The organism is Aeromonas sp. R7-5, from assembly GCF_040908015.1.
In the GTDB taxonomy this organism is placed as follows: Bacteria; Pseudomonadota; Gammaproteobacteria; order Enterobacterales; family Aeromonadaceae; genus Aeromonas; species Aeromonas caviae.
Genome location: NZ_JBFOCZ010000033.1, coordinates 496,624 through 520,132, shown reverse-complemented (window position 1 = coordinate 520,132; position 23,509 = coordinate 496,624). Strand labels below are relative to the sequence as shown.

Below are 23,509 nucleotides of genomic sequence, written 5' to 3'. Positions count from 1 at the left end.
GCGGGGCCCTTAGTTATGTCAACAATGGACTTAGACTTGAGGTGAGCGAGTCGCTCGATTAACGCAGGGCTTTCATCTCACCGGCGATGATCTCGGCCAATGGGCCCAGAATCACCTGCAGGTTCTGCTCACCGAGCTTGACCACACCGGCCGCGCCCAGGGCTTTGAGCTTGCGCTCGTCAACGATGCTGCGGTCTTTCAGGGTCAGACGCAGACGGGTGATGCAGGCATCGATGGTCACCAGGTTCTCCTGACCACCCAGCACTTCCAGATACTGCTTGGCCAGCTCGGTGCGGTCGGTGGTTTGAGCCTGTACCGGCACGGCTTCGTCATCTTCACGACCCGGGGTTTTCAGGTTGAACTTGGCGATCACGGCGCGGAAGACCACGTAGTAGAGGCCGAAGAAGACCAGACCCTGTACCAGCAGCATGTACCACTGGGTCGCCAGCGGGTTGCGGCTGGAGAGCACCATATCCACCAGACCGGCGCTGAAGCCGAAACCGGCGATCCAGTGCATGGAGGCTGCGATGAACACGGAGATACCGGTCAGCAGGGCGTGGATGACGTACAGTACCGGCGCCACGAACATGAAGGAGAACTCGAGCGGCTCGGTCACCCCGGTGAAGAAGGCGGCAAAGGCGGCAGCGATCATGATGGACGCAACCTTCTCTTTGTTCTCTTTCTTCGCGCTGTGGTAGATGGCCAGTGCGGCACCCGGCAGACCGAACATCATGATGGGGAAGAAGCCGGCCTGGTACATGCCGGTCACGCCCACGACAGCCTTGCCGGCGTCGATGGAGGACTGGCCACCCAGGAAGTTCGGGATGTCGTTGATGCCGGCCACGTCGAACCAGAACACGGAGTTCAGGGCGTGGTGCAGACCGACCGGGATCAGCAGACGGTTGAAGAAGGCGTAGATGCCGGCACCGGTGGAGCCCATGCTGACGATGGATTCACCGAAGCTCACCAGGCCACCGTAGATGACCGGCCAGACGGCCATCAGGATGAAGGAGACGACGATCATCACCACGGAGGTCACGATCGGCACCAGACGACGACCGGAGAAGAAGGCCAGCGCCTTGTGCAGCTCCACGCTGCTGAAGCGGTTGTACAGCTCAGCGGCGATGACACCACACAGGATGCCGACGAACTGGTTGCTGATCTTGGCAAAGGCTGCCGGCACCTGGTCGGCCGGGATACCCTTGATCTGGGCCACGGCGCCCGGGCTCAGCAGAGTGGTGACCACCAGGAAGCCGACCAGACCGGCCAGCGCGGCGGAACCGTCTTTATCCTTGGACATGCCGTAAGCGACGCCGACGGCGAACAGAATGGGCATACTGTCGATGATGGCGGCGCCCGCCTTGATCAGAAACGCAGCCAGAGGGCTTCCGCCACCCCAACCGTTCGGGTCAATCCAGTAGCCAATCCCCATCAGGATCGCGGCGGCAGGCAATACCGCTACCGGCACCATCAGGGCACGGCCGATCTTTTGCAAATAACCGAGAATGTTCACGGTTCCTCTCCTTAGTTGGTGTTTTTCTAGAAATTAAGTGCTTATCACGTTCGACGCATAAGCCATCAAGGCTTGATTGGCAGTCTATGTGTTTTATTTCGCTGCGCAAATTAATAAACCAGCTTTCGTGATCATTATCACTCAACAGAGATAAAGGTAGCCGATAGATGTGGCTTAGTTCGCAATCTTTATTTACGCTATAAAACAACTTGAATCCGTGTCTGGTCCCTTGCCGTCACTCCCTGTGTGGCAACCGTACTGAGGTATATAAAATGCGCCTGATCCCGTTGAAGTCTGCCAGCCAGGTGGGTCTCTGGTCTGCCCGTTACATCGTTGACCGCATCAATGCGTTCAAACCCACTGCCGAGCGCCCCTTCGTGCTGGGTCTGCCCACTGGCGGCACCCCGCTCAACACCTACAAGCGTCTGATTGAGCTGCATAAAGCCGGCGAGGTGAGCTTCCAGAACGTGGTCACCTTCAACATGGACGAGTACGTGGGGCTGCCCAAGGAACACCCGGAGAGCTACCACAGCTTCATGCACAACAACTTCTTCAATCACGTGGACATTCGCCCGGAAAACATCAACATCCTCAATGGCAACGCCGAGGATCTGGTGGCCGAGTGCCAGCGCTACGAAGACAAGATCAAGTCCTACGGCAAGATCCACCTGTTCATGGGCGGTGTGGGCAATGACGGCCACATCGCCTTCAACGAACCGGCCTCTTCCCTGGCTTCCCGTACCCGGGTCAAGACCCTGACCGAAGACACCCGCATCGCCAACTCCCGCTTCTTTGGCGGCGACATGGAGCAGGTGCCCAAGCTGGCCCTGACCGTGGGTGTCGGCACCCTGATGGACGCCGAAGAGATCCTGATCCTGGTGGTCGGTCACGCCAAGGCCCAGGCCCTGCAGGCCACCGTGGAGGGCAGCGTCAACCACATGTGGACCATCTCCACCCTGCAACTGCATCCGAAAGGGATTGTGGTGTGCGACGAACCTTCCACCATGGAGTTGAAGGTCAAGACGGTGCGCTACTTCCAGCAACTGGAAGCCGACAACATCAAGCACCTCTGAGGAGCTCCCATGTACGCTCTGACTAATTGCACTCTCTACACCGGCAGCTGCGTGCTGACCGGTTATGGCGTGGTCATCGATGGCGACAAGATTGTCGCCATCTCCCGCCAGGCAGAACTGCCCGCCGGCATCGAGCAGATTGACCTCCAGGGCGCCAACCTCAGCGCCGGCTTCATCGACGTCCAGCTCAACGGCTGCGGTGGCGTCATGTTCAACGGTCACATCACCACGGACACCCTGGCCACCATGCAGGCGGCCAACCTGAAATCCGGGACCACCAGCTTCCTGCCGACCCTGATCACCAGCCCGGATGCGGACATGAAGCAGGCCGTCGCCGTCACCCGCGACTACATGGCCGCCCACCCCAACGAGGTGCTTGGCGTCCATCTGGAAGGGCCCTACACCAACCTCAAGCGCAAGGGGATCCACCCGGCCGAACAGATCCGCCAGCCTGCCGACGAGATGATCGACTTCTTCTGCGACAACGCGGACGCCATCGCCAAGATCACCCTGGCGCCGGAGCGCAACAAGCCCGAGCACATCCGCCGTCTGGTGGAGGCCGGCATCCTGGTCTCCGCCGGCCACACCGCCGCCAACTACGACCAGGCCATGGCGGGCTTTGACAACGGCATGCGCTTTGCCACCCACCTCTACAACGCCATGACCCCGACCCTGAACGGTCGCGAGCCCGGCGTGGTCGGTGCCATCTACGATCACAAGGATGTCTATGCGGGCATCATCGTCGACGGCCACCACGTACACTGGGCCAACGTGCGCCTGGCGCACAGGATGCTGGGGGAGCGGCTGGTGCTGGTCACCGATGCAACCGCGGCGGCAGGTGCACCGGAAGGCTTTGAGAAATTTGATTTTTGCGGCGCAACCGTCTATTTCCGCGATGGTCAGTGCGTCGATGAGAATGGTACACTCGGCGGCTCCGCCCTCACCATGATCGAAGGGGTGGAAAATCTGGTCAAACAGGTCGGATTGCCGCTCGACGAAGCACTGAGAATGGCCACCCTTTACCCCGCTCGCGCCATTGGATGGGACTCGCGTCTCGGTAGTATCCAGGTCGGAAAAATTGCCAACCTCACCGTCTTTGATCAGGCCTTCGCGGTCTGCGGGACCGTGGTTAACGGACACTACACAACACAGTGACACTATGACTGGCGGACAAATAGCAAACGTAGATCTTATCAAGCAGGTAAACAGTGCGGTCGTCTATCGCCTCATTGACCTGCAGGGGCCCATCTCGCGGGTCAAAATTGCCGAGTTGAGTCAGCTGGCCCCGGCCAGCGTGACCAAGATAACCCGGCAACTGATCGAGCACGGTCTCATCAGGGAAACCTCGCCGCAAGCCTCCACCGGCGGGCGCCGCGCCATCTCCCTGACCACCATCAAGCATCGCTTCCAGTTTGTGTCCGCCAAGCTGGGTCGCGGCTACCTGCAGCTCTCCCTGTATGACCTCGACGGCAAGGAGCTCGATCAGCACATCACCCAGGTGACCGAGATCGAGCAGCAACCGGTGGTGGACATGCTGCTGCGGGAGATTGGCGCCTTCATCGACGCCAATCAGGATCGCAGCCGCAACCTCATCAGCATCGCGCTGACCATGCCGGGTCTGGTCAACCCGGAATCCGGCATGGTCATCTACACCCCCACCTACCAGATCCGCAACCTGGGGCTCGCCAAGCTCCTGGAGCACCACTTCAACCTCCCCTGCTACGTGGGCAACGACACCCGTTCGCTGGCGCTGGCCGAACACTTCTTCGGCGAGTCCCGCGACTGCATGGACTCCATCCTGGTGAGTGTCCACCAGGGGACGGGCTCGGGCATCATCACCAAGGGCAAGGTGTTTCTCGGCCAGAACCGCAACGTCGGTGAAATAGGCCACATCCAGGTCGAACCCCTTGGCAAGCGCTGCCACTGCGGCAACTTCGGCTGCCTCGAGACCATCGCCTCCAATGAGGCCATCGTCGACAAGGTGAAGGAGCTCATCAGCCGCGGTCACCTGAGTTCGCTGCAAGAGAAGCACATCACCATCCAGGAGGTGTGCAAGGCGGCGGTGGCCGGTGACGAGCTGGCCCGCAGCGTGATCGAGAACGTGGGGGAGCACCTGGGGCGCGCCATCGCCATCACGGTCAACCTGTTCAACCCCCAGAAGGTGCTCATCGCCGGTGAAATCACCGCCGCCGAAGAGATCCTGATCCCGGCCATCCGCCGCTGCGTCGAGCACCAGTCTCTGCCAAGTTTCCATCGCGGCCTGCCCATCGTGAAGGCGCGCTTCCAGAACCAGCCCACCATCGGCGGCTTCGCCCTGGTCAAGCGCTCCCTGCTGGAAGGGGATCTGCTGCAGATCATCATGGAGCAAAAGTAAGCTCCACCCCTTCGGATACGAAAACGGCAGCCAGTGGCTGCCGTTTTTTTATGGTCTGTTTTCTCAGGTTCACCCCGCCCGGCACGGTTTGAACAGATCCAGCTTGCCGTCATAGACCTGGGTCTGCACATCCATGATGCCGAGCATGGTGCGGGGCAACAGGTTGTCGTGCCGCTCAACCGTTCTGGCCCATTCACCCCGCCCGGCACGGTTTGAACAGATCCAGCTTGCCGTCATAGACCTGGGTCTGCACGTCCATGATGCCGAGCATGGAGTGGAACAGGTTGTCGTGGGAGAAGCGCTTGCTGGCTGCCTCCTGTTGCAGGCAATCCAGATTGAGCTGACGGTCTGCCTGCAACTGGGGAGAGAACCAGGTCAGGAGCGGCACCCGGGTCTGATCGTCCGGTGCGAACTTGTAGGGGGTGCCGTGCAGATAGAGCCCCATGGCGCCGAGGGATTCGCCGTGATCCGACAGATAGACCAGCCCCACGTTGTACTGGCTCTCCAGGCTCTTGAGCTTGTCGATGAGCTGGGCCAGCACCTTGTCGGTATAGCGGATGGTGTTGTCATAGGTGTTCACCAGCTCTTCGTTGCTGCAGTTCTCGATGTCGCTGCGCGGGCAGTCCGGCAGGAAGACGCGATCGGCGGCCGGGTAGCGGCGATAGTAGGTCGGACCGTGGCTGCCCATCAGGTGGAAGGCCACCAGCTTGCTGCCCTGCTTGCCCTGCATGTCGGCGATCTGCTGATCCAGCCCCTGCAACAGCACCTCGTCATGACAGGCATTGCCGGAGCAGTATGCGGGGAATGCCTTGGGCTCAATCTCGATGGTGGGAACGTTTTTGCACACCCCCTTGCAGCCGCCGTCGTTTTCCTTCCAGAGCACCGAGATCCCGGCATGTTGCAGCACGTCCAGCAAGCCATCCTGGGACTGGGCCCTGGCCTCGTCATAGCCGCGCCGGGTCATGTTCGAGAACATGCAGGGCACGGAGAGCGCAGTGGCGGTGCCGCAGGAGCGCACGTTCCTGAACGAGACGACATTGGCCTCCTTCTCGGTGAAGCCGTTGGTCTCCTTCTTGTAGCCGTTGAGGGAGTAGTTCTGGCTGCGGGCCGTCTCCCCCACCACCAGGAACATCAGGGTCGGCTTCTCATGCTGGCCGATCACCCTGGCATCGGTGCCGATCTGCTGGTAGGGAATGGGAGTGGCGAAGACCACATCCCTGGCGTACTTGTAGAGCCCGTGCACATAGTTGGCGGGCACTATCTCCTTGCCGAGGGACTTGTTGTTGCGCCCGACCGAGGCGTAATCCTGGTAATAGAGGGCGGCAGCCCCCATCAGAAACAGCAAGGAGAGGGCGATGGAACCGAGGCGCAGACCCAGCCCCTTGTACCAGGGACGGGGGTACTCAATCTTCACCCACAGCAGGACCAGCACCGGCAGCAGGCCGGTCAGCAGGAACCAGAGCACCACGGAGCCGTTGAGGTAGGAGCCCGCCTCCCCGCTGTTGGTCTCGATGATGTTCTGCATCATGCCCATGTCGAAGATCACCCCGTACTTGAGCATGGCGTAGCTGACCAGGGAGCCGGTCAGGATGAGCAAGGCGAAAAAGGGCTTGAGCAGATAACGGAAGGTAAAGGGCAGGAACACCGCGTTGAGGGCCGCCACCAGTACCAGGGGAATAGAGAGGACAAACCCCGCCTTGACGTGTTCAAGGGCGCTGAGAATGCGATAAAAGTGCAGGAAAATGGGCCAGTTGAAGACCAGTGCAAACAGCAGCACCAGCAACAGATTGACCTTCATCACTCCCAGAGTGAGACGCATAGAGAGACTCCGACAAACCAGTGGAACTAACAACCTGCCAGCAGGCTTCGTGGTGACCATCCCGACACTCGGCCCTGAAAAACAGGAAAAGAGCCAGGGAGGTCCAGATACGGGGTCATCCTAGGACGGCAAACTTAAGCGAACATTAAGAGAGGAAATCGAACCACAAGGGGAGGTGCGCGGTCTGGCACATAAAAAAACGGCAGCCCGGGCTGCCGTTTTTGCGAAGGTGAACAAGATGTCACACCTGTGTTTTCACGAACCTGAACAGGGTCGCGAGAGGCCGGCGATCTCGCCGGAGCCGGGGAAGAGGACCGTTGTGATCGCCCTCCCCTTGCCCTGGGGGATCACAGGGTCGCGGCAATCTCGTCGGAGATGGAGCCGTTGTGGTACACCTCCTGCACATCGTCCAGATCTTCCAGCATGTCGATGAGGCGCATCAGCTTGGGCGCGGTCTCGGCATCCAGTTCCGCCTCGGTGGAGGGGATCATGGTCACTTCGGCGCTCTCGGGCTTGAAGCCGGCGGCTTCCAGACCGTCCAGCACGGTGCCGAAGTCGTTCGGGGTGGTGTAGACCTCGATGGTGCCATCTTCTTCGGTTACCACGTCGTCGGCACCGGCTTCCAGCGCGGCGTCCATCAGGGCGTCTTCATCGGCGCCCACGAAGGTCAGCACCCCCTTCTTGGTGAACAGATAGGCCACGGAGCCGTCGGTCCCCAGGTTGCCGCCGCACTTGCTGAAGGCGTGACGCACTTCGGCCACGGTACGGTTGCGGTTGTCGGTCAGGCACTCCACCATGACGGCGGAACCGGCCGGGCCGTACCCTTCGTACACGATGGTCTCGAGCTGCTCACCGTCACCGCCGCCGGCCCCACGGGCGATGGCGCGGTTGATGGTGTCGCGGGTCATGTTGCTGGTCAGGGCTGCCGCCACCGCCGCACGCAGGCGGGGGTTGTTGGCAGGATCGGCATCACCCAGACGCGCGGAGGTGGTGATTTCGCGGATCAGCTTGGTGAAGATCTTGCCGCGCTTGGCGTCTTGCGCCGCCTTACGGTGTTTGATGTTGGCCCATTTACTGTGACCTGCCATAGGGACTCTCCGTTATAGTTGGAAATTTCAGTAACACTGGTTGCGCCCAGAGGGAAACGGGAAAGGCCGCATCGCTGCGGCCTTTGTTGCCGATAACGGCTTATTCGTCACCCTTGACGGTGGTCGCAATCGCCAGCTCGCCCAGTTGGGCCGGGTTGGCAAAGCTCGGGGCGTCCGTCATCAGACAGGCGGCCGCCGTGGTTTTCGGGAATGCGATGACATCCCGGATGTTGTCGGTGCCGGTCAGCAGCATGCTGAGGCGGTCCAGACCGAAGGCCAGGCCGGCGTGGGGCGGGGTGCCGTATTTCAGGGCATCCAGCAGGAAGCCGAACTTCAGGCGCTGCTCGTCCGGGGTGATCCCCAGGATGTCGAACACGGTGGACTGCATCTCGCTGTTGTGGATACGCACAGAGCCGCCACCCACTTCGTAGCCGTTGATTACCATGTCGTAGGCGTTGGCGTAAGCACCCACCGGGTTCGCTTTCAGCTCGGCCGGGCCCAGGTTGCTCGGGGCGGTGAAGGGGTGGTGCATGGCCGCCAGGCCGCCTTCGCCATCTTCCTCGAACATGGGGAAGTCGATGACCCAGAGCGGCTTCCAGACGTTCTCCACCAGGCCCAGATCGCGGCCCACCTTCAGGCGCAGGGCGCCCATGGCATCGCACACCACTTTCTTGGAGTCGGCGCCGAAGAAGATGATGTCGCCATCCATCGCGCCGGTGCGGGCCAGGATCTCGCGCACGATGGCGTCAGAGAGGAACTTGGCCACCGGGGACTGCACCCCTTCTAGGCCGCTCCCGGCGTCGTTGACCTTCATCCAGGCCAGGCCCTTGGCACCGTAGATGCCGACGAACTTGGTGTACTCGTCGATCTGCTTGCGAGACAGCTCCGCGCCGCCCGGTACCTTCAGGGCCGCCACACGGCCTTTCGGATCCTTGGCAGGACCGGCGAACACGGCGAATTCCACCTCGGTCAAGAGATCTGCCACGTCCACCAGCTCCATCGGCAGGCGCAGGTCCGGCTTGTCGGAGCCGAAGCGGCGCATGGCCTCGTCGAAGGTCATGATGGGGAAGTCACCCAGGTCCACGTTCAGGATGTGCAGCCAGAGCTTGCGGATCATCTCTTCCATGATTTCACGCACCTGGGGCGCGGTCATGAAGGAGGTCTCCACGTCGATCTGGGTGAATTCCGGCTGGCGGTCGGCACGCAGGTCTTCGTCGCGGAAGCACTTGACGATCTGGTAGTAGCGGTCGAAGCCGGACATCATCAGCAGCTGCTTGAACAGCTGGGGGGACTGCGGCAGGGCGTAGAACTTGCCCTTGTGCACGCGGCTCGGCACCAGGTAGTCACGGGCCCCTTCCGGGGTCGCCTTGGTCAGCATCGGGGTCTCGATGTCGAGGAAGCCGTGCTCGTCCATGAAGCGGCGCACGAAGGCACTGGCCTTGGCACGGGTCTTCAGGTACTTGGCCATCTCGGGACGACGCAGGTCCAGATAGCGGTACTTGAGGCTCACCTCTTCGCTGTTGACCTGGTTGAAGTCAAGGGGCAGCGGCTCGGCACGGTTGATGATGGTGAGCTCGTGGGCGAACACCTCGATGGCACCGGTGGCCATGTCGCTGTTGCGCTGGGAGTCGGGGCGGGTACGCACCACGCCGGTCACCTGGATGCAGAACTCGCCGCGCAGCTCGGAGGCCAGGGCAAAGGCGTCCGGCTTGTCCGGATCGAAGAACACCTGCACGATGCCCTCGCGGTCGCGCATGTCGATAAAGATGAGGCCGCCGAGATCACGACGACGATGGACCCAACCGCACAATGTAATGGTCTGCCCGGCATGGGCCTCATTGACCTGTCCGCAATAGATAGAGCGCATGGACTTCTTCCTTCGAAATGGTAGAGAGACGGTTCATCCTGGGTCGCCGGGCACGACTGGCAAGCACCGTCTGTCTCACAGCTGGCCAGATCCTGCTTCTTGCCCGGTTTGAAATCTGTCTCGGGTCATCCGGCTCCCCGAGCCGGATTCTTGCCGCCGTCCCAGGCATGCCCCCGCTCCCGACCGGGATGACGAGTGGGCGCCGGGGTATCGGCTGGCGTCGTTGTCTGGCCACTGCCGGGCCGCGATCATCGTCACCCGGGGGCTCGGTCGCGCGCATTACGACAATGTGGCAAACAAAAGGGTTGGCATTATAGAGGAAAACCTCCATTTGGGTAAAATGGCCCGCAGCCCCCTTTACCCTGTTTTTTGTTGTTCTGGCGCAAAAAGGAGGGCAAAAGTGCGCCAACCTGCCGACAGGAACCATCATGAGCCTCTATTTGGGCCTGCCCCAGTGGTCACACCCGGCCTGGCCCGGCCAGTTGCTGGGGATGAATGCCAGGCCCGCCGAGCACCTCGCCGACTATGCCCGGGTGTTCAACTCCGTGGAGGGCAACACCACCTTCTACGCCTCGCCGACCCCCGAGACGGTGCAGCGCTGGGCCGATGCGGTCCCCGACCACTTTCGCTTCAGCTTCAAGTTTCCCAAGGAGATCAGCCACCAGAGCGATCTGGTGAGCGCGGACAAACAGGTGACGGCCTTCATCCGCCTGCTGACCCCCCTGCATGACAAGCTGGGGCTGCTCAAGCTGCAACTGCCCGCCCGCTTCGGGCCAGAGGGGCTGGCCCGTCTGGCGGCCTTCTTCGCGCGGCTGCCCCAGGATTTCACCTATGCCCTCGAGGTGCGCCACCCCGATTTCTTCGCCAAGGGGGAGGCGGAACGGGCCCTCAACCGGATGCTGATGGCGCGGGACATCAATCGCATCATGCTCGACAGCCGCCCGCTCTTCTCGGTGCCCGCCACCACGGCCGCCATGATCGATGCCCAGGGCAAGAAACCCAGGTTGCCGGTCCATCTGCTGGCCACGGGGGGTGCCCCGGTGGTGCGCCTGATTGGTTTGCCTCAAATCGAGGACAATCATCCATTTTTGCCACCATGGTTGCCACATTGGAAACAATGGCTCCAGGAGGGCAAGGATCTCTACCTCTTTGTCCACACCGCCGACAATGCCCGGGCCCCCGAACTCGCACGGCAGATCAGCCGCCTGCTCGGCCAGGAGATGGCCCCCTGGCCGGGAGAAAACGATCGCGCCCGCCAGGGGGTGCTGCCCTTTTGAGCGGCCCCCTCCCCGCCCCTTCTCCGTCCCCAAAAAAAGCCGCTTTTTTTGTGGTCCCACCGGGGTTGGCGTCAAGACAAACGCCCGCCTTTCCTCTACACTAGCGCCCCAAGTAAGGTCCCGGGCCTGGGTGCATGGCAATGCGTTGCCCACCCCAGCCCGGCACCCTGAGGGCCCGGACCATGGCCCGTTGCGAACAGGGGCAGCCCGAAGGATCCCGGAGCAAGCCACCCCGTTCGTCAACCGGTGACGACGCCATTTCGATGCCCGTCCACCCAAGATTCAATTGAATAAAACAGCCGCCCACCACACCGGCTGTCAGGTTGCGTCAGCATGCACGATCAGATTTTTGCCGCCCCCATCGCCCGTCTGGGAGACTTCTGCTTTGACGAGCAGGTCGTCGATGTCTTCCCCGACATGATCCAGCGCTCGGTGCCCGGTTACAGCAACATCATCTCCGCCATCGGCATGATGGCCGCCCGCTACGCCCAGCCCCAGAGCCGCCTCTACGATCTCGGCTGCTCCCTCGGCGCCGCGACCCAGGCCATGCGCCGCCACGTCACCCAGCCCGGCTGCCAGATCACGGCGGTGGATCTCTCCCACCCCATGATCGAGCGGGCCCGCGCCCACCTCTCGGGCTTCAAGTCCGAGGTGCCGGTGGCGCTCATCGAGGCGGACATCTGCGACATCCCCATCGAGAACGCCTCCGTGGTGGTGCTCAACTTCACCCTGCAGTTCGTCGCCCCCGAGAAGCGGGCCGCCCTCATCGCGCGCATCTTTGACGGCCTGCGCCCCGGCGGCATCCTCATCCTGAGCGAGAAGTTCCGCTTCGATGACGAGCAGGTCAACGAGCTGCTCATCGACTTGCACCTCGACTTCAAGCGGGCCAACGGCTACAGCGAGCTGGAAATCAGCCAGAAGCGCACCGCCCTTGAGAACGTGATGCGCACCGACACCCTGGCGGTCCATCAGGCGCGCCTGCGGGACGCCGGCTTCACCCACCTGGACCTCTGGTTCCAGTGCTTCAACTTCGGCTCCATGATTGCCATCAAAGCCAGCGACACCAACTAAGCCATGATCGATTTCGCCCATTTTTATCAACTGATCGCCAAGAACCGGTTGAGCCACTGGCTGCACACCCTGCCCGCCCAGCTGCACGCCTGGCAGCACGACAACCTGCACGGGGATCTGCCGCGCTGGAACCGCGCCCTCGCCAAGCTGCCCGTCGTGGCCCCCGGTCGGATCGAGCTCAAAGAGCGGGTCGCCATCGGCGGCCCCGATAGCCTGGGAGAGGGTGAGCGCAAGAAGACCGAGAGCCTGCTGCGCCAGCTCATGCCCTGGCGCAAGGGCCCCTTCCATGTGCACGGCATCCACATCGACACCGAGTGGCGCTCCGACTGGAAGTGGGATCGGGTGCTGCCCCACATCAGCCCGCTCCAGGGCCGCTACGTGCTGGACGTGGGCTGCGGCAGCGGCTACCACCTCTGGCGCATGGTGGGGGAAGGGGCGAAACTGGCGGTCGGCATCGACCCGAGCCCGCTGTTCCTCTGCCAGTTCGAAGCCATTCGCCACTTCATGAACAACGACCAGCGCGCCCACCTGCTGCCGCTCGGTATCCAGGAGCTGCCGGCGCTGCGGGCCTTTGACACCGTCTTCTCCATGGGGGTGCTCTATCATCGCAAGTCCCCCATCGAGCACATCGAGCAGTTGCGCAACCAGCTCAAAGACGATGGGGAGCTGGTGCTCGAGACCCTGGTGGTGGACGGCGACGAAAACCAGGTGCTGATGCCCTCCGATCGCTACGGCAAGATGCGCAACGTCTGGTTCCTCCCCTCGAGCGCGGCCCTCACACGCTGGGTCGAGCGCTGCGGGTTCACCGATGTGCGCATCGTCGACGAGAATATGACCAGCACCGACGAACAGCGTCGTACCGACTGGATGATTAACGAGTCCCTGAGTGACTATCTGGATCCACACAATCCTGCACTCACGGTCGAAGGATACCCGGCACCCAAACGTGCCGTACTGATCGCCAGAAAGGCCAAAGACTAGCCGATGGCGGCTGTGGAAGTTACACTGACCCAATTCCAGGAAGCACAGTTAAATGAATGACATGAAAAGCAAATTAAAAGGAATGACCCTGCTCTCCCTGCTCAGTCTCGGCGGGTGTGTCACGATGGAAAAAGCGCCCCCGGTACCTACCCTGACGCTGGCCGAGCTTCGCAACGAGATCAATCTGAGCGAGCAGCGCCTGCAAACATCCATGGAACAGCAACAGAAGCAGTATGTGCAGCAACAGCACCTGCTGGTTCAGCTCAACACCGATGTCACCAACATGAAAGAGTCCGTGAAGAAAGTCGACAGCAAGCTGGCTACCCTGCCTCCCGAGCCGCCCAAGGCCATGCCCATTCCCACCGAGAAGTGCCCGGCGCCGAGCCAGGGCCACACCGTCGATGGCAAGCTGCTGGTGGGTGAAGCGGAGTGGATCTGGGTTGACGCCGCCAACGACGCCTTCCAGGCCCGGGTCGACACCGGCGCCACCACCTCCTCCATCAGCGCCCAGGAGATCACCATCTTCGAGCGCAACGGCAAGAACTGGGTGCGCTTCTTCCTGAGCCACCAGGAGATGGACGACAAGATCCAGATTGAAGCGCCCCTGGTGCGTCACGTGCGGGTCCGTCAGGCTTCCGCCGACGATCTCGACCGTCGCCCCGTGGTTCGCCTCGCCGTGCGCATCGGCGACATGACCGAGAAGGCCGAATTTACCCTGAAGGACCGCAGCGACATGACCTTCCCCGTGCTGCTGGGCCGTGAATTCCTCAAAGACATCGCCGTGGTCGACGTGGCCCGCGAATATATCCAACCCAAACCCAAGCTCAAGGATGTGAAATAATCCATGGTTTCCCGTAAGCCGTTCTATCTGCTGGTCGCCCTGCTCTACATCGTCGGCCTGGGGATGACCTTCTATCATCACATCGCGCTGGACGTCCCGCTCACGCCGGGTGAAAAGCGCCAGATCTGGTCCATCGAAGCCAAGCTCGAGTTCGAGGCCACCGGCGAGCCGGTGATCGCCTCCCTGGCCATTCCGGGCACCCAGCCCGGCTTCACCCTGATGAACGAGAACGCCGCGAGCCCGGGCTATGGCCTGTCGTTCGTGGAAAAAGACGGGGATGCCCGCGCCGAGTGGTCCATCCGCACCGCCTCCGGCCGTCAGGAGCTCTACTACCGGGTCGACATGATGGCCGATGCCCATGCCAAGCCCGCCGCCAACCCGCAGCCGCCCGCCATCGAGAAGCAGATCGAGAGCGAGCCCTACGCCACGGCCATGAAGCAGATCCTGGAGCGCGCCCAGGAGCGCTCCGCCGACGGCTACACCCTGACCCGCGAGATCATCAAGGAGATCGAGAAGCAGGAACAGAACGCCGAGCTGCTCAAGTCCCACAAGAGCCGCGCCAATCTGATTGCCGAGCTGCTCAACAACGCGGACGTCCCGGCCCGGGTGGTTCACGCCCTCAGCCTGGAAGATGGCCGTCGCCGTCAGGAGCTGGTGGATTACCTGCAGGTCTTCAACAGCCCGACCGACTACAAGCTGTTCAACCCGCAAAGCGGTGAACAGGGTCAACCGGCCAACCTGCTGCTGTGGGAGTACAACTCCGGCGCCCTCCTGGACGTCACCGGCGGTCACAACTCCCGCGTCACCTTCTCGATGATCGAGCAGGAGCAACCGGTCAACGTGGCCCTGGCCCAGAAGTTCGAAAAATCCGAGATGATGAACTTCTCCATCCACAGCCTGCCCCTGGAAGAGCAAGCCCTGTTCAAGGGTCTGCTGCTCATCCCCATCGGCGTGCTGATGGTGGTGTTCCTGCGGGTCATCGTGGGGATCAAGACCTCCGGCACCTTCATGCCGGTGCTGATCGCGGTCGCCTTCATCCAGACCTCGCTGGTCACCGGCCTCATTGGCTTCCTGCTGATCGTCGGCACCGGCCTGGTGATCCGCTCCTACCTCTCGAGGCTCAACCTGCTGCTGGTCGCCCGAATATCGGCGATCATCATCATGGTGATCTCGATGATCGGCATCTTCTCGGCGTTCGCCTTCAAGCTGGGGCTGACCGACGGCATGAAGATCACCTTCTTCCCGATGATCATCCTCTCCTGGACCATCGAGCGCATGTCCATCCTGTGGGAAGAAGAGGGTCCCAAAGAGGTGTTCCGCCAGGGCGGCGGCTCCCTGCTGGTGGCGGTCATCGCCTACCTGGCCATGGACAACGAGCTCATTCGTCACCTCACCTTCAACTTCCTCGGCCTGCAGCTGGTGCTGATGGCGACCGTGCTGTTGATGGGTAACTACACCGGCTACAAGCTGAGCGAACTCAAGCGCTTCAAGCCGCTGGTGGACGAGATGAAGTCTGGTGCCACCCCGGGTAAGGACAAGTAACAGATGTGGTTCTGGCAGAAATACACCAGTCCGTGGAGCCTGTCCCAGGCAGGCATCCTCGGCATGAACAAGCGCAACCACTCCTACATCAGCCGCTACAACCCGCGCCGCCTCTATCCGCTGGTGGATGACAAGCTCAAGACCAAGCGCATCGCGCTGGATGCGGGGGTGACGGTGCCTGAACTCATCGGCACCATCCGCGAGCAGCACGACGTGACTCGCATCACCGAGCTGGTGAAGGACTGGCCGGGCTTCTGCATCAAGCCGGCCCGCGGCTCCGGCGGCAAGGGGATCCTGGTGATCCTGCGCCAGGAGGACGGCCTCTTCTACAAGCCCAACGGCAGCGCCGCCAACGGCCAGGATCTGGAGCGCCATGTCTCCAACATCCTGGCGGGGCTCTATTCCCTCGGCGGCAAGCCCGACGTGGCGCTGGTGGAAGGGCTCATCAACTTCGACGACGTGTTCGACGGCTACTCCTTCGAAGGGGTCCCCGATGCCCGGGTGATCATCTTCAAGGGGTTCCCGGTGATGGCCATGATGCGCCTCTCGACCTCGGCTTCCGATGGCAAGGCGAACCTGCACCAGGGCGCCGTGGGGGTGGGCCTGTGCCTGCGCACCGGCCGCGCCCTGCGGGCGGTGCAGTTTGGCAACCCGCTGCGCCACCACCCGGACACCGGCCTGGATCTCTACGATCTGAAGGTGCCCCACTGGGACACCCTGCTCAACCTGGCGGCCTCCTGCTACGAGATGTCCGGTCTTGGCTACATCGGGACCGACATGGTGCTGGACAAGTTCCGCGGCCCCATGCTGCTGGAGCTCAACGCCCGTCCGGGCCTTGCCATCCAGATCGCCAACGGTCGCGGCCTGGTGCCCAACCTCAAGACCATCGAGAAGCTGGGTCAGGTCAAGATGAACGTGGAACAGCGGGTCAACTTCGCCAAGGATCACTTCGGTATCTTCGACGAATAGTCCGCCCCCCTTCTGCAAAAGCGCGCCCCCCGGCGCGTTTTTTTATGGCCGCTCCTGCGCGCAGGGCGCCCCGCCCGAAGGCCGATCCCCGTCACATCCCATGGCGGCGCCCCTTCAATGGCGCGGCACAAGGGGATAAGCTCCTGACCAATGAGGGGTGGCCAGCCCATCGGAGCAGGCCACCCCATGTGCGTGAGGCAGTGCGCCTGCCAGGGGGCACCGATTTGTCGGCGACAACGGGGCTTCTCGATGGTAGATTAATCAAATCAAATAGATAGCATCGATCGGGTTTCTCCTATGCAACGTTGGCCCAGCCTGAAGCAGCTCCAGTATCTGGTCGCTCTGGACGAGCACAAGAATTTCAACCGCGCCGCCAAGGCCTGCCATGTCAGCCAGTCGACCCTGAGTACCGGGATCCAGACCCTGGAGGACATGATGAACCTGCAACTGGTAGAGCGGGATCACAAGAGCTTCATCATGACGCCGGTCGGCATGGAAATCGTGGCGCGGGCGCGCAACCTGCTCTCCGATGCCCGGGACCTGATGGAGCTGGGACAGCAGCAGGGGGGCGTCATGCACGGCACAGTGCGCCTGGGCTGCATCCCCACCATCGCCCCCTTCCTGCTGAGCAAGCTGCTGCAGGTGTGCGGCAAGGCCTATCCGGATCTGGAGCTGCTGCTGCGGGAAGACACCACCACCAATCTGCTCAAGCAGCTGGAGCAAGGGCAGCTCGATCTGCTGATCCTGGCGCTGCCGGTAGAGATCGGCGGCTTCCACAGCAAGACCGTCGGCCAGGATCCCTTCCACATGGTGATGCCCTCCCACATGGCGGCGGGCCTGCACATGCCGTTCGACTACAAGGAGCTGCCCAACCAGAGCATCTTCCTGCTGGAGCGGGAGCACTGCCTGACGGAGCACGCGGTGAGCGCCTGCCGGCTGCGGGACAAGAGCAAGATCAACCCGTTCGCCGCCACCAGCCTGCACACCCTGGTGCAGATGGTGGGGGCCGGTCTTGGCACCACCTTCCTGCCCCAGATGGCCATAGATGCGGGCATCCTCGACAACACGGACCTGGTGGCCATTCCCCTGCCCGGGGAGAAACCCTATCGGGAGATAGGCCTGGTGTGGCGCCCCAGCACCACACGGGTGCAGACCTTCTACAAGATTGCCGAGCTGCTGACGCCGCTCATTACCCCCAAACCGGCGGGGTGATCCAGTGGCTGCCCCCACAGGCGGCCACTCGTCAATGCCGTTGTCATTCAGGTTCCAGGCAGGATCATCGTCTATGATGAACCCCGTGCCCTATCAAGGAGTTGAGATGTTTCGCACCTTGCTGCTGCCCCTGCTGGCCCTGCTTCTCGCCGCCTGCTCCAGCACGCCGGAGCCTCCCCCTCCCGTGCGCCAGAGCGGCGCATTCGACAACTTTTATCAGCAGTGGCGCGGCGTGCCCTATCGCATGGGCGGTACCAGCCGCGCCGGTCTCGACTGCTCCGCCTTCACCCAGCTCGCCTACAGCCAGGTGCTGGGTTTCACCCTGCCCCGCACCACGGAATCCCAGGCGAGCCTCGGCCGCCCGGTGGACAGATACCGTCTCCAGCACGGGGATCTGGTCTTCTTCAAGACCGGCTGGCAGCAGTACCACGTCGGGGTCTACACCGGGGCAGGTGAGTTCATCCACGCCTCCACCAGCAAGGGCGTGATCCGCTCGCGCCTCGACAACGTCTACTGGAACAGCCGCTACTGGCAGGCCCGCAGGCTGGTCCAGTAGGTGCGACCCCAAACATGAAAAGGCCCCGAGGGGCCTTTTCATGTTGTTGCCGGGTCAGTGCTTGCGGTGCCAGCGGGGCGAGGTGGCGCGCTCTCCCCAGGGGGTCATGCAGGGCAGCAGGGCCCCCTCGATGACGTCCTCATGGCTCGCCAGCGCCAGGGCAATCTTCTCGTGGAGCAGGCGCAGCAGGTTCTTCTCCTGGCCCGCCAGGGAGTGGCCCGCGGCGAAATACTCCTGCTGATGTTGCAGCGCCAGCTTCTGGGCAAACTCATAGGTATTGAAACTGTCCGGCATGCGCGCGATCACGTCATCCAGCCGGGCCAGCAGGCTATGCAATTCCCTGGTCATGTGCGGTTCTCCCTCCGAGTTGGTGACCCACAATTACCCCTTATTAGATAGAAGACCAATCCGGATGCCTCAAAAATGGGAGCCCGGACACAGTTCCGGACAACGCTGCCCACTGGCAGCCACCCTCTGCCCTCGCCCGGTTTACAAGTCGGCAACGAATCGCTAGATTTGGACCGACTAATCAGTCGGTCACTTTTCGTGCGGAGCATGCCATGGACACCACCGTCACCCCCGCCTCACCGGACAAGTTCTCCCTCCCCGAGCAGCTGCATCGGCTCAGGCAGGCCAGCCAGGCCACCCCCATGCCGGATCTGGCGTCCCGCCGCGCCAGACTTGATTCCCTCAAGCAGGGGCTGCTGCGCCACAAACAGGCACTGTGTCAGGCCCTGGCCCGGGACTACGGCCAGCGCAGCGACTACGATAGCCTGATCGCCGATGTGCTCCCCTGCGTCATGCAGATCAACTACACCCTGAAACGGCTCAAGGGGTGGATGAAACCGGAGCGCCGTCATTCCGGCCTGCTGCTGGCCCCCGCCAGGGTCGAGGTGCACTATCAGCCCCTCGGCGTGGTCGGCATCATGGTGCCCTGGAATTTCCCGGTGATGCTGAGCCTCGGGCCCCTCATCGGCGCCCTCGCCGCCGGCAACCGCGCCATGATCAAGCTCTCCGAGTTCACCCCTCACACCAACGCCGTGCTGCGCACCCTGCTCGATGAGGCCCTCGGCGGTGACGAGGTGGTGGTTATCGAGGGGGATGCGGGGATCGCGGCCGCCTTCAGCGCCCTCCCCTTCGACCATCTCATCTTCACCGGCTCCACGGCGGTGGGTCGGCTGGTGATGGCCGCGGCCGCCCCCCAGCTCACCCCCCTCACCCTGGAGCTCGGCGGCAAGAGCCCCTGTCTCATCGCCCCCGACATGCCCCTGGCCCTGGCGGTGGAGCGGATGATCTTCGGCAAGAGCCTCAACGCCGGCCAGATCTGCGTGGCCCCCGACTACGTGCTGCTGCCGAGGGGGCAGGAGCAGGCCTTCATCGAGGCCTATCAGGCCCATTTTCGCCGCCTCTACCCCAAAGGGCTCGAGAGCCCGGATTATGGCGCCATCATCAACGCCCCCCAGTACGAGCGGCTCATCGCCTGGCTGGAGGAGGCGAGGCAGGCCGGCGCCCAGATCCACCCCTGCGTCACACCCGCCCGGGATGACGCCACCCGCAAACTGGTGCCCCACCTGCTGACCGAGGTGCCCGGCCACTGCCAGGTGATGCAGCAGGAGATCTTCGGCCCCCTGCTGCCCCTGGTGCCCTATGACGACATCGAGGAAGCCCTGGCCTATGTGGCGGCCCGGCCCCGCCCCCTGGCGCTCTATCTGATGAGCCTGGACGAGACGCTGCAGCGCCGCCTCATCCGGGAGACCCACGCCGGGGGCATGGCCATCAACGAGAGTCTGTTCCAGGTGGCGGCGGACGATGCCCCCTTCGGCGGCATCGGTCCCTCCGGCATGGGCCACTATCACGGCCGCGAGGGGTTTCTCACCTTCTCCAAGGCGAAAACCGTGCTGCGTCGCGGACGCTTCAGCACAGGCTCCCTCATTCATCCCCCCTATCGGCGCTGGTACCAGCGGCTGATGATGGCCCTGTTCCTGCGCTAGGAGGCGAGATGCGAGAAACCATGACCGACAAACGCCGCCAGATCCTGGATGCCGCCCTGGCCCTGTGCGCGGAGGATGGCCTGCAGGGCGCCGCCACCGCTCGCATCGCCAAGGCGGCCGGGGTGGCCAATGGCACCCTGTTTCATCACTTTCCCAGCAAGGAGGTGCTGATCCAGAGCCTCTACCAGGACATCAAGCTGCGCCTTGGCGCCGCCATCACCGAGGCCGATGCCGCCCTGCCGCTCCAGGAGCAGGCCCGCCACTACTGGCACCAGGCCATGGGCTGGATGCAGGCCCACCCCCGTGAGCTCAGGGTCGTGCTGGGCTTTTTCCACTCCCCCCTGCTGGCCCGCCCCCTGCGCAGCCAGATCCTGGCTGAGACCCTGCATTTTCTGCCGAGCCTGCTCGCCCGGGGCCAGGCCAGAGGCGAGCTGATGTCGGCCCCGCCGGCCCTGATGCTGGAGGTGTGCCAGGGCCAGTTTCTGGCCTGCGCCTCCCTCTTTGTCGATCAGCCTGAACTGGGAGAAGACCCCCACTGGCAGGAGAGCGCCTTCACCCTCTTCTGGTCCGCCATCAGCGGAGGTTCCCATGCGCCCTGACGCCCTGCTTGCCACCGGCAGGCGCCTCTGGATTGGCAGCCTGCTCTGGATCATCGGCCGCACCCTGTGCCGCGCCGCCCGGGTCGACGAGGCGGTGCGCCGCGAGCTTGCCCCCCTGCCGGACGGTCTCACCATCAGGCTGGAGGTAAACGGCATGACCCGGGGGCTGAGTCTCTACAAGTTCGCGGGGCGCTGGCACTGCGGTGAGGAGGCTGGCAGGGCGCATTCGACCTGTGCCCATGACGGCCCCCACCCCCTGCGGGTGCGCTTCAAGCACCCCGCCGTCGCCTTTCGCGCCCTCAGTTTTCGCCTCGGCATCAACCAGGCCTTTTGCGAAAACCGGCTGCTGGTGGAGGGGGATCTCGACGCGGCCATGCACCTGGTGCGAGCGCTTGAGCAGTTGCAGAGCCTGATCCTGCCCGCCTTCATCGCGCGGCCCCTGCTTCGCCACTACCCGGACCCGCATCGCAAGCTAGCGCGGGCCTGCCACATCTATCTGGGTCTTCTGACCGGTTGAACACGAGGAGAACGGGATGAGCCGTTATTACGATTTTTTCTGTCCGGTCAAGCTGATGGCGGGGGAGCAGGCGCTGGAGCAGTTGCCGGATGCCTTGAGGGGATTGGGGGCTGGCCGCCCGCTGCTGCTCACCGACAAGGGGGTCAGCGGCAGCGGGCTCGCCACCCTGCTGGCCCATGTGATGGCCGAAGGGGCCTTGCCGGTCGCCGCCATCTGGGACGAGATCCCGGCGGACTCCTCCACCGCCGTGGTGGAGCGGATCGCCCGCCACTACCGGGAGCTGGGCTGTGACAGCCTGCTCGCCCTTGGCGGCGGCTCCGTCATCGACACCGCCAAGGCGGTGAACATACTGGCGACCCTGGGGGGCGAGCGGCTGCTCGACTATGCCGGAGCGGATTGCCTGACCCGTCCCCTCAACCCCCTGGCGGTGGTCCCCACCACGGCGGGGACCGGCTCCGAAGTGACCCTGGTGGCGGTGATCAAGGACGAAGGGAGCGGGCGCAAGGTGCCCTTCACCTCCCCCTTCCTGCTGCCCCGGCTGGCGGTGCTGGATCCCCGCCTCACCCTGGGGCTGCCGCTGCCCATCACCGCCGCCACCGCCATGGATGCCATGACCCACGCCATCGAGGCCTTCATCGGCAACGGCAAGAACCCGGTCAGTGACGCCCTGGCCCTGATGGCGGTGGAGAAGATTGCCACCGCCCTGCCCAGGGTGCTGGCCCACCCGACGGACAAGGGCCTGCGGCTGCAACTGGCGGAGGGCTCCACCCTGGCGGGCATGGCGTTTTCCAACTCAATGGTGGGGCTGGTGCACGCCCTCGGCCACAGTCTGGGGGCACGCTGCCACCTGCCCCATGGCCTCTGTATGAACCTCTTCCTGCCCACCGTGCTCGACTACAACCGGCCCGGCATCGACCCCGAGCTGGCCCGCCTGCTGCTGCCCCTGGTGGGGCCGGAGCGCTTTGCCGCGACCCCGGCCGAGGGGCGACCCCAGGCCACCATCGAGGCGTTGCAGGCACTGCGCGATACCCTGTGGCAGACGGTCAAGCTGCCCCGCACCCTGCGGGAGGCGGGCCTCACCGACAAGGCGCTGCTGCCCGGGATCCGGGATCTCGCCATCAACGATGGCGCCCTGCTCTACAACCGCAAGGATGCGAACAGGGACCAGTTGCTGGTCCTGCTGGAGCGGGCCTGGGAGTAGCGGGCCCTTGCCCGTCAGGCATCGGGGGTGAAGACCCCGGTGGAGAGGTAGCGATCCCCCCGATCGCAGATGATCGCCACCACCACCCCCTGCCCGATCTCTGCCGCCACCCGCAAGGCCCCGGCCACGGCGCCACCCGAGCTGACACCGCAGCAGATCCCCTCCTCCCGCGCCAGGCGGCGCATCATGACGAGGGACTCTTCCAGTGTCACATCCAGCACCCCATCGACCCGCGCAGGCTCGAAGATGGCGGGCCGGTAGGCCTCGGGCCAGCGGCGAATGCCGGGGATCTGGCTCCCCTCGGCCGGTTGCAGGCCGATCACCGCCACCGCCGGGTTCTGCTCCTTGAGGTAGCGGGAGACCCCCATGATGGTGCCCGTGGTGCCCATGGCCGAGACGAAGTGAGTGACCGCCCCGCCGCTCTGGCGCCAGATCTCGGGGCCGGTGGAGCGGTAGTGGGCATCCGGGTTGGCGGGGTTGTTGAACTGATCGAGCACCAGCCCCTCCCCCCGCGCCTGCATGGCCAGGGCGAGGTCTCGCGCCGCTTCCATGCCCTCTTCCACCAGCACCAGCTCGGCGCCGTAGGCCTGCATGGCGTCGCGCCGCTCCTGACTCATGTTGCTCGGCATGATGAGTCGCATCCGGTAACCCCGGGACGCCGCCACCATGGCCAGCGCGATGCCGGTATTGCCGGAGGTGGCCTCGATGAGCCGGGCCCCTGGCGCTAAGTGACCACTCGCCTCTGCCTGCCTGATGAGGTTCAGCGCCGCCCTGTCCTTGACGGAGCCGGCGGGGTTGTTGCCCTCCAGCTTCACCAGCAGGGTGACGCCGGGGTGCGGATTGATGCGGCGCAGCGCCAGCAGCGGGGTGTTGCCTATCAGCTCGTCCAGGGTGGCGAAGGCCATGACGGATCCATCCTCTCTCAATGTTCTATACCTTGCCTTGCGACCATTCGCAGGCCGGCCAGTGTAAGCGAGCCCGCCATGGGCGCAAAGAATGGCGTTGGCAAACCCTGTCC

At 63.4% G+C, this 23,509-nt stretch carries 21 protein-coding genes; 15 read left to right on the top strand and 6 right to left on the bottom strand.

The genetic code is table 11. From position 1 onward, the window contains the following. Nucleotides 1-58 precede the first annotated feature (58 nt). Nucleotides 59-1,513, bottom strand: coding sequence for an N-acetylglucosamine-specific PTS transporter subunit IIBC (gene nagE, locus AB5Y53_RS17860; protein WP_039039841.1), 1,455 nt, complete (start codon nt 1,511-1,513; stop codon nt 59-61). A 272-nt stretch (nt 1,514-1,785) separates the two neighbouring features. Between nagE and nagB the strand changes: the two genes are divergently transcribed. The 3 genes from nagB to AB5Y53_RS17845 are packed head-to-tail and all read left to right on the top strand — an operon-like array spanning nt 1,786 to nt 4,960. Further along, the gene (gene nagB, locus AB5Y53_RS17855) at nt 1,786-2,586 is read left to right on the top strand and encodes a glucosamine-6-phosphate deaminase (RefSeq protein ID WP_010674098.1); all 801 of its coding nucleotides are present in this window, start codon (nt 1,786-1,788) and stop codon (nt 2,584-2,586) included. 9 nt (nt 2,587-2,595) lie between these two features. Continuing rightward, nucleotides 2,596-3,741: an N-acetylglucosamine-6-phosphate deacetylase gene (nagA, locus tag AB5Y53_RS17850; RefSeq protein WP_368182743.1), complete on the top strand. Its 1,146-nt coding sequence runs from the start codon at nt 2,596-2,598 to the stop codon at nt 3,739-3,741. Nucleotides 3,742-3,745: 4 nt separating this feature from the next. Beyond that, nucleotides 3,746-4,960, top strand: coding sequence for an ROK family protein (locus AB5Y53_RS17845; RefSeq protein WP_010674096.1), 1,215 nt, complete (start codon nt 3,746-3,748; stop codon nt 4,958-4,960). 193 nt (nt 4,961-5,153) lie between these two features. On the opposite strand, the gene AB5Y53_RS17840 is transcribed toward AB5Y53_RS17845, so the two are convergent. The 3 genes from AB5Y53_RS17840 to aspS all read right to left on the bottom strand — a co-directional run bounded on the left by AB5Y53_RS17840 (nt 5,154) and on the right by aspS (nt 9,734). After that, a complete protein-coding gene (locus AB5Y53_RS17840; RefSeq protein ID WP_041212708.1) occupies nt 5,154-6,779 on the bottom strand; it encodes a phosphoethanolamine transferase in 1,626 nt (541 codons plus the stop codon). A gap of 347 nt (nt 6,780-7,126) precedes the next feature. Then, nucleotides 7,127-7,867, bottom strand: a complete 741-nt coding sequence (locus tag AB5Y53_RS17835) for a YebC/PmpR family DNA-binding transcriptional regulator (protein WP_010674094.1) — start codon at nt 7,865-7,867, stop codon at nt 7,127-7,129. 100 nt (nt 7,868-7,967) lie between these two features. Further along, nucleotides 7,968-9,734 carry an aspartate--tRNA ligase gene (gene aspS, locus AB5Y53_RS17830; protein WP_010674093.1) on the bottom strand — a complete coding sequence of 589 codons (1,767 nt, stop codon included), beginning with the start codon at nt 9,732-9,734 and terminating at the stop codon, nt 7,968-7,970. 428 nt (nt 9,735-10,162) lie between these two features. On the opposite strand from aspS, the gene AB5Y53_RS17825 reads away from it, so the two are divergent. The 8 genes from AB5Y53_RS17825 to AB5Y53_RS17790 all read left to right on the top strand — a co-directional run bounded on the left by AB5Y53_RS17825 (nt 10,163) and on the right by AB5Y53_RS17790 (nt 18,183). After that, a complete protein-coding gene (locus AB5Y53_RS17825) occupies nt 10,163-11,011 on the top strand; it encodes a DUF72 domain-containing protein (protein WP_368182742.1) in 849 nt (282 codons plus the stop codon). Between the two features lie 333 nt (nt 11,012-11,344). After that, nucleotides 11,345-12,082, top strand: coding sequence for a carboxy-S-adenosyl-L-methionine synthase CmoA (gene cmoA / locus AB5Y53_RS17820; protein ID WP_128345594.1), 738 nt, complete (start codon nt 11,345-11,347; stop codon nt 12,080-12,082). Nucleotides 12,083-12,085: 3 nt separating this feature from the next. Further along, entirely contained in the window at nt 12,086-13,063 is a 978-nt protein-coding gene (gene cmoB / locus AB5Y53_RS17815; protein WP_368182741.1) for a tRNA 5-methoxyuridine(34)/uridine 5-oxyacetic acid(34) synthase CmoB, read from the top strand. Nucleotides 13,064-13,145: 82 nt separating this feature from the next. Next, nucleotides 13,146-13,904, top strand: a complete 759-nt coding sequence (locus AB5Y53_RS17810) for an ATP-dependent zinc protease (RefSeq protein ID WP_368182892.1) — start codon at nt 13,146-13,148, stop codon at nt 13,902-13,904. 3 nt (nt 13,905-13,907) lie between these two features. Further along, the gene (locus AB5Y53_RS17805) at nt 13,908-15,446 is read left to right on the top strand and encodes an inactive transglutaminase family protein (protein WP_010674088.1); all 1,539 of its coding nucleotides are present in this window, start codon (nt 13,908-13,910) and stop codon (nt 15,444-15,446) included. 3 nt (nt 15,447-15,449) lie between these two features. Next, on the top strand, nt 15,450-16,415 hold the full coding sequence (locus AB5Y53_RS17800) for an alpha-L-glutamate ligase-like protein (RefSeq protein WP_039039849.1): 966 nt from the start codon (nt 15,450-15,452) through the stop codon (nt 16,413-16,415). Between the two features lie 297 nt (nt 16,416-16,712). Further along, nucleotides 16,713-17,627 carry a hydrogen peroxide-inducible genes activator gene (locus AB5Y53_RS17795; protein ID WP_010674086.1) on the top strand — a complete coding sequence of 305 codons (915 nt, stop codon included), beginning with the start codon at nt 16,713-16,715 and terminating at the stop codon, nt 17,625-17,627. A 106-nt stretch (nt 17,628-17,733) separates the two neighbouring features. Beyond that, nucleotides 17,734-18,183 (top strand): C40 family peptidase, encoded by a 450-nt coding sequence (locus AB5Y53_RS17790; protein ID WP_029314241.1) that lies wholly within the window; start codon nt 17,734-17,736, stop codon nt 18,181-18,183. Nucleotides 18,184-18,237: 54 nt separating this feature from the next. Here AB5Y53_RS17790 and AB5Y53_RS17785 read toward each other — a convergent pair whose 3' ends face one another. Then, nucleotides 18,238-18,531, bottom strand: a complete 294-nt coding sequence (locus AB5Y53_RS17785; protein WP_041212706.1) for a hypothetical protein — start codon at nt 18,529-18,531, stop codon at nt 18,238-18,240. 212 nt (nt 18,532-18,743) lie between these two features. On the opposite strand from AB5Y53_RS17785, the gene AB5Y53_RS17780 reads away from it, so the two are divergent. The 4 genes from AB5Y53_RS17780 to AB5Y53_RS17765 are packed head-to-tail and all read left to right on the top strand — an operon-like array spanning nt 18,744 to nt 22,491. Beyond that, complete coding sequence (locus tag AB5Y53_RS17780; protein ID WP_368182739.1) at nt 18,744-20,174, top strand: coniferyl aldehyde dehydrogenase; 1,431 nt, start codon at nt 18,744-18,746, stop codon at nt 20,172-20,174. A gap of 8 nt (nt 20,175-20,182) precedes the next feature. Beyond that, nucleotides 20,183-20,773: a TetR/AcrR family transcriptional regulator gene (locus tag AB5Y53_RS17775; protein WP_368182737.1), complete on the top strand. Its 591-nt coding sequence runs from the start codon at nt 20,183-20,185 to the stop codon at nt 20,771-20,773. Beyond that, nucleotides 20,763-21,290: a hypothetical protein gene (locus AB5Y53_RS17770; RefSeq protein ID WP_041212703.1), complete on the top strand. Its 528-nt coding sequence runs from the start codon at nt 20,763-20,765 to the stop codon at nt 21,288-21,290. Before AB5Y53_RS17775 ends, AB5Y53_RS17770 begins: the two co-directional genes overlap by 11 nt. A gap of 16 nt (nt 21,291-21,306) precedes the next feature. Beyond that, nucleotides 21,307-22,491, top strand: coding sequence for an iron-containing alcohol dehydrogenase (locus tag AB5Y53_RS17765; protein WP_368182736.1), 1,185 nt, complete (start codon nt 21,307-21,309; stop codon nt 22,489-22,491). 14 nt (nt 22,492-22,505) lie between these two features. Here AB5Y53_RS17765 and cysM read toward each other — a convergent pair whose 3' ends face one another. Continuing rightward, a complete protein-coding gene (gene cysM, locus AB5Y53_RS17760; RefSeq protein WP_104452665.1) occupies nt 22,506-23,396 on the bottom strand; it encodes a cysteine synthase CysM in 891 nt (296 codons plus the stop codon). Nucleotides 23,397-23,509 lie beyond the last annotated feature (113 nt).